We start from the raw sequence: 12,480 nt of genomic DNA, 5'->3' as shown, positions 1-12,480 counted from the left end.
ATTTATTGATATTAAATTGTTCTTATTGTGTCTAGTGATGAATTTAAAACTTCTAATTCATTTTGATTTAAATGATTTAAAATTTCTTTGTTTTTTTGTTTGGTGATTGGATCTAATTTATTTAATAATTCTAATCCTTTTTCTGTGATAAATATTTCAACCTTTCTTCTATTAGCTTCGCAAATTTGGCGACTTGCTAATTTTTTTTGAATTAGCTTGTCTACTAATCGAGTCGTATTACTGCTTTTATCAATCATTCTCTCTTGAAGGGTGCATAAGTTAGCAGGCTTGCCTTTTTGACCTCTTAAAATCCTAAGTACATTATATTGCTGTGAGGATAAGTCAAAAGGTTTTAAAACTGAAAGAAAAGACTCTTCAATATACTTTGAAGTAAATAGTATATTAATCACAGTTTTTGTGTTAATATCTAGTGCTATGGTGCTCTTAATTTCAGATTCTATATTCATAATTGTAATTACAACAATTGTAGGTACAAATGTACGCTTAATATTGGCATATTAATATTATTTAACATAATATTAATTTATTAATCAATTGTTAAACTATATCATGTTTTGATTGGAATGATTTATATTTAAAATATGAATAAAATTTCCCTTTTACTCCTCCTCGTATTGTTTCAATCTTGTATTAATTCTTCTTCGGAAACTAGTCAAGAAAAAAATGATATTGGAGCAAATGAAACAATTACTGCTCAAGAATCTTCAAGTGAAATCCCTTCTTTAAATTTTTCAGAATTAGAACCATATTTCAATAAGAAGAACGATACAACGTATGTTATTAATTTCTGGGCAACCTGGTGTAAACCTTGTATAAAAGAATTGCCTTATTTTGAAAAAATCACTGAAACTTATGCAAATCAAAAAGTAAAAGTAGTTTTGGTAAGTTTAGATTTTCCTAAAAAACTTCAAAGTACTTTAATCCCTTTTGTAAAAAAAAGAGGGTTAAAATCTGAAGTAATACTTTTGAATGATGATGATGTAAATACTTGGATTCCGAAAGTAAGTGATGAATGGGAAGGAGCTATACCAGCAACGCTAATTTATAAAAACGAACATAGAAACTTCTTTGAGCGTTCTTTTACCTTTGAAGAATTAGACACTGAAATACTTAACATCCTAAATCAATAATATGAATACAAAAAAAATATTGCCCCTTACATTTTTAATACTTACCATGGTTTTTATGTTAAGTAGTTTTATATTAATTGAAAATCCAATTAAAGGGTATGACATTGGAGATGAGGTTACAGATGTGAATTTAAAAAATGTGGATGGAACCATGGTTTCGTTTTCAGATTACGACACTGCACTTGGTTTTATAGTTATTTTTACTTGTAATACTTGCCCTTATGCTGTTGCTAGTGAAGATCGATTAAATGATTTAAATGCTGAGTTTAAATCGAAGGGATATCCTGTTATCGCAATAAACCCAAACAATCCGAAAGTTCAACCTGATGACACTTTTGAATTGATGCAAGAAAAGGCAAAAGAGAAAAAATTTACTTTTCCTTATTTATACGATGATAGCAATAGTGTATATGCTCAATTTGGTGCTACAAAAACTCCTCATGTATATTTAATTCAGAAAGAAAAAGGAAAGAATATAGTTAAATATATTGGTGCAATAGATGATAATGTTCGAAATGCATCTGCAGTAAAAGATCGATTTTTAGCAAACGCAATTAATGAATTATTAGCAGGAAAAGAAGTTTCAATTAAAAAGACAAAAGCGATAGGCTGTTCTGTTAAAGTGTAATATTTTTTTAGAATAAAAATACATAATTGTAACAATTCTTGATTTTTAGCGTCTATTTATTAAACATTTCTGTTTTTGTGATATATTTAACACTATGAAAAAGATACTATTAATCATCGTTTGCCTTAGTTTATTTGCTTTTCAATCTTGTAACGAATCTTCAAAAAATCCTACTCAAGTAAGTGAAATTGAACTCATTTCACCACAACAGGTATATGAAGCTATATATGGCGAAGACTCTGTACAAATAGTCGATGTTAGAACTAGTGAAGAATTTTCAGACAGTCATTTAAAAGGAGCTCAAAATATTTGTGTGACCAATAATGATTTTAAAGAAAAAATTAAAACATTAGATAAAGAAAAGCCTGTTTACCTGTATTGTAAAATGGGTGGGAGAAGTGCCAGAGCTGCAAAAATTCTTAAAAAAATGGGATTCAAAAAAGTATACGATATGGAAGGCGGAATTACTTCTTGGAAAGATAAAAACCTAATGGTTGAGTAGCCGGTTTTAAAGCATTCTATTTAATTATCTATTGATCTTTTGTTTGGATATTTTTTAAAGTTTAACATTAGATATGTACAGATATGGTAAGCATTACCATGGTGAAAATCAGTAAAATAATCACTAAAGGCATTACAAACTTCAACCATTTATTATAGCCAACTTTAACTACTGCTAGCGATGCAAGAATTAGCCCAGTTGGGTTAATAAATGCAAACAGTCCTAAGCCATAATTATAAGCATTAACGATAATCTCTCTTCCTATTCCGACAGTGTCAGCTAATGGAGACATAATTGGCATCGTTAATACAGCCATACCTGAAGAAGAGGGTACAAAAAATGACAAGCCAGCATAGATTAGCATCATGGCATTGGCAAAAATTCCTTTATTCATTCCTTCAGTTAGATTACTTGCATAATAAAGCATGGTATCGCTAATTAAACCATCGTTCATAATAACTGAAACTCCTCGAGCAATTCCTATAATTAGAGCAACACCTAATAAGTCACTAGCCCCTTTTACAAAAGTATCTACAAAAGTATATTCTTTAATTTTTGCAATAAACCCGATAAGGATAGCTCCTACTAAAAACACAGTAGTCATTTCTAAAAACCACCAATCAAGCATAGAAACTCCATAAATCATTATGATAAAACATGCGGTAAAAATGAATAAGATTAAACGTAGTCTTCCTGTGAGTGTACTATTAGAATCGATTGAGTTTCCAAACATTTTTTCAATTTCTTCCTTTTGATCATATATAATCGATTTTGAAGGATCCGCTTTTACTCGTTTCGCATACCTCAAGATGTATAGAATACAAATTAGGGTTCCTAGCGCAAGAACGACTATTCTTAATTCAATACCAGTGGTCCAATTTATCCCAGATGCATCTGAAGCAATAATAGTGCTAAAAGGATTTGTTGTAGAACACATGGTGCCTATGGAAGAACCTATATAAATAGATGCTAGGGCAACCATTGCATCATATTTTGCAGCTAGAAAAATTGGTATTAGAATAGGGTAGAAGGCGATGGTTTCTTCTGCTAAACCAAAAGTAGTTCCACCAATAGCAATTAATAAAGTAACAAAAATGATTAATAAATATTCTCTTCCTTTTAGGGTGATAGCTAACCAAGAAATTCCAGCATTAAAAGCACCTGTAGTATTCATAATTCCTATAAGCCCACCAATAATTAACACTAAAAAAATAATATCGGCACTTTCTACAATACCCTTGATGGGAGATTTTAAAAAAGCTACGATACCTTGTGGTTGAGCTTCTAATTTTTTATAAGTTTCAGGTATACTAATTGGTTTCCAGATGTCACCATTGGTGAATTTTTCAACAGGTATTTTTATTCCTAAATCATCTAAAGTTGCCTGTGTTGCAGCTAGGGTTTTGCTGTTTTCTTGGCTTGTCGCTGTAAAGGTTTTTTCAGTTTTATTATAGGAAAGCGTATCGTATTTACCTGCGGGAACAAGCCAAGTTAATAAAGCGACAAGCGCCGCAATAATAAATAAAATGGTTTGTGCGGTAGGGAATTTAATTTTTTTCATTTTCAGAATAATTATAAATAATCAAAATAATAAACAACGAATATAAAATAAGTTATTTAGATAAAGCCAATTGATTTTATACTATGTATTTTAATATATTAGAACAAAATGGTACAAATAAAGTGGTATAAATAAAGTGGTGCAAAGAAATTGATGCTATGGTATATGAGTTGTATGGGTCAACAAAAGAAGAAATTGAGATTGTAGAAAGTTCTAATTAAATCAAATTATAGTCTGTAAAAAACACACTTCTGACACCCAAAAAAATAAACCCTGTAATAACAATATATTACAGGGTTATTTGTGGAGCCGGGAAGAGTATAGATCTCATCTTTCCAATGTTGTAAATGCATCTAGTTATTCCTGACGGAGCAAACGTCTTAAAACAAAAAAATCTGCTCAAGAAAACTTGGCAGATTTTTTATATTTAATCCGCAGAGCTAGCTGCGAGTGTCGTGGAGCCGGGGAGAGTCGAACTCCCGTCCAAACAAGCAATAATAATGCCTTCTACATGTTTAGTTTTCATTTAAATTTTCGTCTGCTTCCCGGTCGAAAACTACCAAGTTACAGCTTATCTTTAATTGAGTTTCGCAGGTGCATCAAAGTACTACACAAGCTAGGTTTACTTTTACGAAGTCTCTATGTCGATTGCCGCAAACCAAGGCCATCGAGAGACTTCCTGCTTGCCTACCTAGTAGGCCGAGGCATTATCCTACTGTGATTCGGATTATGCAGCTAGGGCGTAGTTATTCTCGCCGTTTGAAAAAATTTGAAATATGATATTTACGAGCTGTATCCCAGCGCTCGACATGCTTACATTACCATTAGACCCGCTGTCAAAACCAGTCGGCCCCATTATTTTCAATGAACAATTCTAAAATTCCCGATTTTTATCGGGAGGCAAAGATATAATATAAAATGTATCTTTGCTGTCCTATTTTAAATAACAAATTTCATTCCAAATGCCTATAAAGATTGCTTTAATCAAAGAACGTAAAAATCCACCGGACAGACGTGTCGTTTTTTCACCCGAGAAGTGTGCTGAATTACTTGATCGGTATCGTGACGCTAGTATTGTGGTTGAACCTTCAGATGTACGTGTCTTTCAAGATCAGACGTATAAAGATTGGCGTATTTCAGTACAAGAAGATCTTAGTGAAGTAGATGTAATGATAGGCGTTAAAGAAGTGCCTGTTGAAGCTTTAATTCCGAATAAAAAATATTTCTTTTTCAGTCATACTATTAAAAAACAACCCTATAATCGAAAATTATTACAAGCAATTTTAAAAAATAAAATTGAATTTTTTGATCATGAAACTATCGTAAAAGAGAACAATGCTCGGTTAATCGGTTTTGGTCGTTATGCAGGATTAGTAGGTGCTTATAACGGATTTAGAGCCTTAGGCTTGAGAGATGGACTTTATGAAATGCCAAAAGTAGAAACACTCCAAGATCTAAATGAGGTGAAGTTAGAATTGGATAAAATTACACTTCCAAGTGATTTAAAAATAATTTTATCAGGTACAGGAAAAGTTGCTATGGGAGCAAAAGAAATATTAGATTACCTTCAAATTAATGAAGTAAGTGATACTGTATATCTAACTTCTACTTTTACTGAACCCGTTTATTGCCTCATTGATGTTATGGAATACAACCGTCGAAAAGATGGTAAGGCAGGGAATAAAGCAGCGTTTTATAAAGACCCAAAGGGATATGAAAGTAATTTTATGCCCTATGCTAAAGTGAGTGATTTCTTTATTGCGGGTCATTTCTACGGGAATGATGCTCCTTATTTATTTACTAGAGAAGATGCAAGACATCCCGAGTTTAAAATTAATCTAATCGCAGATATTTCTTGCGATGTGGATGGTCCTGTAGCAAGTACCTTACGTGCTTCAACTATTGCGGATCCTTTTTATGGCTATGATCCTATTTCTGAAAATGAAACTGAATTTAATGCTAAAGGTGCCATCACAGTTATGGCAGTAGATAATTTGCCTTGTGAGCTTCCTAAAGATGCTTCAGAAGGGTTTGGGTCTATGTTTTTGAAGTCTGTGATGCCTGCTTTTTTTAATGACGATAAGGATGGGATACTAGCTCGTGCTAGAATGACTACTTCGGAAGGAAAACTTACCGAACGATTTTCATATTTACAAGATTATATAGAAGGTAAAGATTAAATCTTTTTTATCACTATGGTTTCTTTGGTTTGAAAGGCTATTACTTTAGAGAAAAAATCTTTTAAAGTTTCATAATAATCTGTGCTAAAGCTGTACTTGTTTAATTTATAATTGAAACGTACATTAATACTTCCGTTTGTTTCAGAATAAGCGACTTTACATGATCCGATGCCTTCAGGAAGTTTAATAGATTTACTTGTGGGTAGCTGTTCTACTTGGCACTGATTGTTTAAATCAATTTTCAATAAGTAAGTGTTTGAAGAAGGGTATCCAAAATTTATAGGATATTGTCTTTTTTCATTCTTAAATGGATTTTCTAATACACTACTTTGAAAAATAAATGGATTAATATAAATATTGGATCCAGTGATCTCAGGATCAAATACGATGGTGTATTTTTCTTTATAAGGTGTTGCTAGATCATTTACATTTTCAGAACTATATTCAGTAACTTCTAGGTCTGTTTAATTGTTTTCTTTTGCTAAAATCAAATCATTATTAGATTTATTATAATTTGATTCTCTACTTGCAACTGCTTTATAACCGATATGAACTTCATTAATAGTTCCTATAATAGATTCATCATCATTAAAGGTAATTTGCGCATTAATATAATCTACGTTTTTAGCTTAGGGTTCTATAGGTAACCAATAACTACCCTTTTTATAATCCATTACTCTCACTTCTTTATTTAAGGTTCTAAAAGGCAAAATTCTGAAGGGAGCAAATTTTTCTGAAGCATCTAAAATAATTTTTTCATCTCCTATCGTAACTAATGCCAACAAATAATTGAAGTCTGTTATTATGGGATAGGCTTTGGTAGGTAATCCATTTTCACGAGTAGAATGTAACACGATTTTTGCGTCTAAATCTGCTGCTTCTAATGCATTAATTAATGATAGATTTATTTCAGCAATGCTACCCGACTTTTTTTCAAAAGCGTCTTTCACGTTGGTACCATTAAAAATACTATAATCTCCATTCCATGTGTAATGGTTTTGAATAAAATAATAGATTTTTTTTCATTGTTTATTTTATGCTTTTATTTCTTTTTAAATAGGAATTTAAACAATCTAATAACTATTATTAGAAGCGCATTATATGACAAATTCCTTTGGTAGGTTTTGAATTCATTAATAAAACTTTAAGCTGCAAATATTAAATAGGAAAAACCCTATCCAAAAAAGTGGTTTTTCCTATTGTTATAAAATGTACTTATTCGCATATTTACAGAGCCTAATTAATTGGGGAGTTAATAAAGCAATTATTGGAAAAGAGCTGTTTCTTGATAACAGCTCTTTTCTTTTTATCACTTTTTCTATCTTGCCATTATGAATCCTGCCGAAGATTACATTATTAACCAACCTGAGCCTTATCGTTCTATATTATTAGATCTTCAGATTTTAGTTGAATCTACACTTCCAGAAATAGAATTACTTTATAAGTATCGAATTCCGTTTTATTACTATAAAAAACGTCCGTTTTGTTTTTTAAATGCTAGTCATAAAATAAATTATGTTGATCTCTGTTTTGTGCGAGCCAATCAAATAACAATACACAAAGAGCATTTGGTGACTGAAAAAAGAAAAGTAATGGGATCTTTGAGATACCAATCTATAGATGAAATTGATGAGATAGTCCTCATAGAACTTTTAAATGAAGTAAAGCAATTATATTAAAGGCTGGTAATCGTTTTTCTAATAGCGACTAAATCTGTTAAAAGTTTTTCTAAATATTGTATGTCTAACATATTAGCTCCATCACTCTTTGCCTTTGAGGGGTCAAAATGTGTTTCAAGAAAAAGACCATCCACACCAACAGCAACTCCTGCCCGAGCAAGTGTTCCTATCATATCGGGTCTTCCACCTGTAACACCACTGGTTTGATTGGGTTGTTGAAGACTATGTGTAATATCTAATATCGTTGGGGCATATTGTTGCATCGTTGGAATACCGCGATAATCAACAATCATATCTTGGTAGCCAAACATGGTTCCTCTGTCGGTAATAGTCACTTGTTGGTTTCCGCAATCTAAAACTTTTTGAACTGCATGTTGCATGCTTTCAGGGCTCATAAATTGACCTTTTTTTAAATTAACTACTTTTCCAGTATTTGCAGCTGCAACTACAAGGTCGGTTTGTCTCACTAAAAAAGCTGGAATTTGTAATACATCTACATATTGCGCTGCAAGGGCTGCATCGCTTACCTCATGAATATCGGTAACTGTAGGAACATTAAATCTTTCTGAAACTTTTTTTAGAATTTGTAGTGCTTTCTCATCTCCTATTCCTGTAAAACTATCGATTCTACTGCGATTGGCTTTTTTAAAACTTCCTTTAAAAATAAAAGGAATCTCTAATGCATCCGTAATTTTTAGGATTTTTTCAGCAATCTGCATTGCCATTTCTTCTCCTTCAATTGCACAAGGTCCAGCTAACAAAAAGAAATTATTTGACTTCGTGTGTTTTATATTCGGAATTAAATTGAGATTCATAGTTTTTATTTAAAGTGCAAAGATAATTAAAACCTTTATTCTTTAATGATTTTATGTATTTATGAATTTTTATCTTTTTTCTATAAATCAGCGTTAGGGACAGCAGCGGCATCCTCTATTTTTTGTAAAATAGAGATATAGCGTATAGCCCGACCTTATTGACCTAAGTCAACAAGGAACGCCCAAATAACATAAAAATAGAAATAGGCTAAATATTCATAAATAAACACTAATTTTGCACCGCCTTAAAAGGAGCAATCTTATGGATATTAAAAACATAGCAATTATAGCACACGTAGATCACGGAAAAACAACCTTGGTCGATAAAATTATGCATCACTGTAGTTTATTTCGTGAAAATGAACATACGGGTGATCTTATTTTAGATAATAATGATTTAGAACGTGAAAGAGGTATTACAATTACTTCTAAAAACGTTTCTGTTGTGTATAAAGGCACTAAAATTAATATTATTGATACTCCTGGTCACGCCGATTTTGGTGGTGAAGTAGAACGTGTATTGAACATGGCAGATGGTGTGTTATTATTGGTAGATGCTTTTGAAGGACCAATGCCACAAACTCGTTTTGTATTACAAAAAGCAATTTCATTAGGATTAAAACCTTGTGTAGTTGTAAATAAGGTAGATAAAGAAAATTGTACTCCAGATGAGGTGCATGAAGCTGTATTCGATTTAATGTATGAATTAGGAGCAGAGGAATGGCAGTTAGATTTTCCAACCGTATATGGTTCGGCAAAGAATAACTGGATGAGTGATGATTGGAAAGATGAAACTGATAATGTTGAACCATTATTAGATATGGTATTAGAACATATTCCTTTATTTAAAGCTGAAGAAGGAAATGTGCAAATGTTAATTACTTCTTTAGATTTTTCTTCTTTTACAGGTCGTATCGCTATAGGACGTTTACATAGAGGAGTACTTAAAGAAAATATGCAAATTGCATTGGTGAAGAGAGATGGAAGTATCGTAAAGTCTAAAATTAAAGAACTTCATACTTTTGAAGGTCTTGGACGTAAAAAAGTTGCAGAAGTAAAAGCAGGAGATATTTGTGCTTTAGTTGGATTAGAAGGATTTGAAATTGGTGATTCTGTTTGTGATGTTGAAAATCCTGAAGGATTAGCAACCATAGCAATCGATGAGCCTACGATGAGTATGTTATTTACAATTAACGATTCTCCTTTCTTCGGAAAAGATGGAAAGTTTGTAACCTCTCGTCATATTAGAGAACGTTTAGCAAAAGAGCTTGAAAAGAACTTAGCTTTACGTGTTGAAACTACAAATAGTGCAGATAAATTCATGGTCTTTGGACGTGGTGTATTACATCTTTCAGTTTTAATTGAAACCATGCGTAGAGAAGGATATGAACTACAAATAGGACAGCCACAAGTAATCATTAAAGAAATTGATGGTAAAAAATGTGAGCCTGTTGAAGAATTAACAATCGATTTACCAGAATCAGTAAGTGGTAGAGCGATTGATATGGTAACAATTAGAAAAGGTGAAATGCAAAGCATGGAAGCCAAAGGAGAACGTATGATTTGTACTTTTATCGTTCCTTCAAGAGGTATCATAGGGCTACGTAATCAATTGTTAACTGCAACTGCAGGTGAAGCAATTATGACCCACAGATTTTTAGAATATCAGCCTTTAAAAGGAGGTATTCCAGAACGGTTAAATGGTTCATTAGTTTCTATGGATAATGGTAGTGCAATTCCTTATTCGATCGATAAATTACAGGATCGCGGAAGCTTTTTCGTTAATCCTGGTGAATCTATTTACGAAGGACAAGTAATTGGAGAAAACACCCGTAGAGATGATATGGTTGTGAATGTTACTAAAACTAAAAAAATGAGTAATGTTCGTTCTTCTGGTGCAGATGATAAAGCGAAGATTGTTCCTGCTATTAAGTTTTCTTTAGAAGAAGCCTTAGAATATATCCAGAAAGATGAGTATGTTGAGGTAACTCCTAAGCACATTCGTTTACGTAAAATCTATTTAAAAGAAGTAGATAGAAAAAGAAATAAATTTTAGTATTGGAAGTATTTGGATTACCTCTAACGGAGCTTGTTGGATATTTAGCTTCTTTTCTTGTACTTGTTTCTTTTTTAATGAAAGAAGTAAGGAGATTAAGAATTGTAAATACAATCGGTTGTTTTGTATTTATTATTTATGGAGTTATGCTTCAAATTTCTTGGCCAATAGTAATAACTAACGTTGCAATTTTTGGTATTAACATATATTATTTATTTCGAAATAATAAAAAATAAATAGGCTATGAATTTCTAAATAGATTTTAGAAATTCATAGCAAAAGTCACTCGATTTTTCGTTTATTTGTTTAGTTTTTAAAATAACATCATTAATTATATATATGAATTTCTTATATTTTGATCCAGGCCTAGGTGCGATGATAGTTCAAGCAGTCGTTGCAGTTGCTGCAGGTATTTTACTTTTTTCTAAACTTACCATGTATAAAATAAAAACCTTATTAGGTTTTAAGACAAAAGAGGATGGGTATGATTCGATAGATATTGATGAAAATGATACCGAATCTGATGACGAAAAAAAATAATATTCACGAAGCCTCATTTAGAGACCCTTCAGGTTATATGTTTTATGATGGTGATACCTTGCGTAGATCCATTCAGCCTATTTACTTTCCTCAATATAAGAAGCTTACAGAAAGTGGTTTTTTTGCTACGTTAATTAAAAACGAATTATTGATTTCTCATACAGAAACTTCGATTTCTGACGATGAAATTATTATTACTCCTGAAAAAATTCCGTTTATTACAAACCCTTATGAATGGAGTTTTGAACAATACAAACAAGCTGCATTATTAACATTAAAAATTCAGAAATTTGCACTTTCTAAAGGATTTATATTAAAAGATGCTTCTGCGTATAATGTAACTTTTCATAAAGGAAAACCTATTTTTATTGATACGCTATCTTTCGATTTTTATGAAGAGAACACGCCCTGGAGGGCCTATAAACAATTTATAACTCATTTTTTAGGACCATTGGCTTTAGTGAAATATCATGGCACAGAGATCTTTAAAATGATGCAAACTCATATTGATGGAATACCAGTGAGTCTAATTTCATCTTTGTTGCCAACTAGAACAAAATTGAGTTCTGTTTTATATCCCAATATCCATTTATTAGCTAAAATGGAAAGTAAACATAATGATGATTATAAAGGGGAAACAAAAATAGCTAAACTTTCAAAAAAAGCACAAGAGAATATAGTAGAAAGTTTATATAATTATATTAAAAAACTGGAGATACGTCAAACAACCGAATGGGGTGATTACTACGCTAAAACAAATTATGATTCGGATGCTTTTTCAAATAAAAAAGAATTGATAAAAGATTGGGTATTGCCTTTGCGGCCTAAATCATTAATCGATATTGGAGGTAATGATGGAACTTTTGCCAGAACTGTACTTCCAGAAATCCCCAATGTCTTAGTAACAGATATTGATAGTAACGCAGTAGATTATAACTACCTTCAGGTTCAAAAGAACAAGGAAGAGAATATGCTCCCGTTTGTATGTGATGTATTGCAACCTGCTCCTGGAATTGGCTTCGATAATACCGAACGTAACTCGTTAATTGTACGCTTAAAAGAATTTGCTCCAGACGTAACTCTAGCGCTAGCATTAATTCATCATATTACCCTTTCTGGTAATGTTCCTTTTGAAAAATCTGCTTCCTTTTTTGCTTCATTTTCAAATTATTTATTGATTGAATTTCCAAAAAGAGAAGATTCTTGGGTCGAATCTCTTTTAGTTAGAAAAAGAGAATTTATCAATCATTTCGATTTTTATAATGAGGAAAATTTTGAAGATGGGTTTGGAACTTATTTTACACTTGAGAAAAAGACAAGGCTAGAAGGTACAAATCGTATTATGTATCTTTATAAGAGAAAGTAATA

13 protein-coding genes and 1 other RNA gene are annotated in these 12,480 nt (G+C 31.8%); 8 read left to right on the top strand and 6 right to left on the bottom strand.

What is annotated here, in order from left to right; all coding sequences use genetic code 11:
- Positions 1-11 precede the first annotated feature (11 nt).
- Positions 12-467: a MarR family winged helix-turn-helix transcriptional regulator gene (locus ABXT64_RS02600; protein ID WP_443633829.1), complete on the bottom strand. Its 456-nt coding sequence runs from the start codon at positions 465-467 to the stop codon at positions 12-14.
- Between the two features lie 135 nt (positions 468-602).
- On the opposite strand from ABXT64_RS02600, the gene ABXT64_RS02595 reads away from it, so the two are divergent.
- The 3 genes from ABXT64_RS02595 to ABXT64_RS02585 all read left to right on the top strand — a co-directional run bounded on the left by ABXT64_RS02595 (position 603) and on the right by ABXT64_RS02585 (position 2,281).
- Positions 603-1,151 (top strand): TlpA disulfide reductase family protein, encoded by a 549-nt coding sequence (locus ABXT64_RS02595; RefSeq protein ID WP_443633828.1) that lies wholly within the window; start codon positions 603-605, stop codon positions 1,149-1,151.
- Position 1,152: 1 nt separating this feature from the next.
- Entirely contained in the window at positions 1,153-1,779 is a 627-nt protein-coding gene (locus tag ABXT64_RS02590; RefSeq protein WP_443633827.1) for a thioredoxin family protein, read from the top strand.
- A 94-nt stretch (positions 1,780-1,873) separates the two neighbouring features.
- Entirely contained in the window at positions 1,874-2,281 is a 408-nt protein-coding gene (locus tag ABXT64_RS02585; protein ID WP_443633826.1) for a rhodanese-like domain-containing protein, read from the top strand.
- 67 nt (positions 2,282-2,348) lie between these two features.
- On the opposite strand, the gene ABXT64_RS02580 is transcribed toward ABXT64_RS02585, so the two are convergent.
- Together ABXT64_RS02580 and ssrA are read right to left on the bottom strand one after the other, a co-directional pair.
- Complete coding sequence (locus ABXT64_RS02580) at positions 2,349-3,842, bottom strand: YfcC family protein (protein ID WP_443633825.1); 1,494 nt, start codon at positions 3,840-3,842, stop codon at positions 2,349-2,351.
- Between the two features lie 453 nt (positions 3,843-4,295).
- Positions 4,296-4,696: a transfer-messenger RNA gene (gene ssrA / locus ABXT64_RS02575) on the bottom strand.
- A 114-nt stretch (positions 4,697-4,810) separates the two neighbouring features.
- Here ssrA and ABXT64_RS02570 point away from each other — a divergent pair.
- The gene (locus ABXT64_RS02570) at positions 4,811-6,022 is read left to right on the top strand and encodes an NAD(P)-dependent oxidoreductase (protein ID WP_443634904.1); all 1,212 of its coding nucleotides are present in this window, start codon (positions 4,811-4,813) and stop codon (positions 6,020-6,022) included.
- Here the strand turns inward: ABXT64_RS02570 and ABXT64_RS02565 are convergent.
- Together ABXT64_RS02565 and ABXT64_RS02560 are read right to left on the bottom strand one after the other, a co-directional pair.
- A complete protein-coding gene (locus ABXT64_RS02565) occupies positions 6,019-6,267 on the bottom strand; it encodes a hypothetical protein (RefSeq protein WP_443633824.1) in 249 nt (82 codons plus the stop codon). The two genes, ABXT64_RS02570 and ABXT64_RS02565, sit on opposite strands and share 4 nt — an antisense overlap.
- Before the next feature lie 384 nt (positions 6,268-6,651).
- Complete coding sequence (locus tag ABXT64_RS02560) at positions 6,652-6,972, bottom strand: hypothetical protein (protein ID WP_443633823.1); 321 nt, start codon at positions 6,970-6,972, stop codon at positions 6,652-6,654.
- Between the two features lie 381 nt (positions 6,973-7,353).
- Here ABXT64_RS02560 and ABXT64_RS02555 point away from each other — a divergent pair, with 381 nt between their 5' ends.
- On the top strand, positions 7,354-7,701 hold the full coding sequence (locus ABXT64_RS02555) for a DUF1801 domain-containing protein (RefSeq protein ID WP_443633822.1): 348 nt from the start codon (positions 7,354-7,356) through the stop codon (positions 7,699-7,701).
- Here the strand turns inward: ABXT64_RS02555 and kdsA are convergent.
- Positions 7,698-8,516 (bottom strand): 3-deoxy-8-phosphooctulonate synthase, encoded by an 819-nt coding sequence (gene kdsA, locus ABXT64_RS02550; protein ID WP_443633821.1) that lies wholly within the window; start codon positions 8,514-8,516, stop codon positions 7,698-7,700. The genes ABXT64_RS02555 and kdsA overlap by 4 nt on opposite strands.
- A gap of 262 nt (positions 8,517-8,778) precedes the next feature.
- Between kdsA and typA the strand changes: the two genes are divergently transcribed.
- The 3 genes from typA to ABXT64_RS02535 all read left to right on the top strand — a co-directional run bounded on the left by typA (position 8,779) and on the right by ABXT64_RS02535 (position 12,478).
- A complete protein-coding gene (typA, locus tag ABXT64_RS02545) occupies positions 8,779-10,572 on the top strand; it encodes a translational GTPase TypA (RefSeq protein ID WP_443633820.1) in 1,794 nt (597 codons plus the stop codon).
- Positions 10,573-10,911: 339 nt separating this feature from the next.
- Positions 10,912-11,112, top strand: coding sequence for a hypothetical protein (locus ABXT64_RS02540; RefSeq protein WP_443633819.1), 201 nt, complete (start codon positions 10,912-10,914; stop codon positions 11,110-11,112).
- Positions 11,096-12,478 carry a class I SAM-dependent methyltransferase gene (locus tag ABXT64_RS02535; RefSeq protein WP_443633818.1) on the top strand — a complete coding sequence of 461 codons (1,383 nt, stop codon included), beginning with the start codon at positions 11,096-11,098 and terminating at the stop codon, positions 12,476-12,478. Before ABXT64_RS02540 ends, ABXT64_RS02535 begins: the two co-directional genes overlap by 17 nt.
- Positions 12,479-12,480: the final 2 nt, after the last annotated feature.

This window comes from Candidatus Marifrigoribacter sp. Uisw_064, assembly GCF_047730175.1.
In the GTDB taxonomy this organism is placed as follows: Bacteria; Bacteroidota; Bacteroidia; order Flavobacteriales; family Flavobacteriaceae; genus Marifrigoribacter.
The sequence above is the reverse complement of the archived record's forward strand: the minus strand, read 5'-3'. Positions and strand labels throughout refer to the sequence as shown.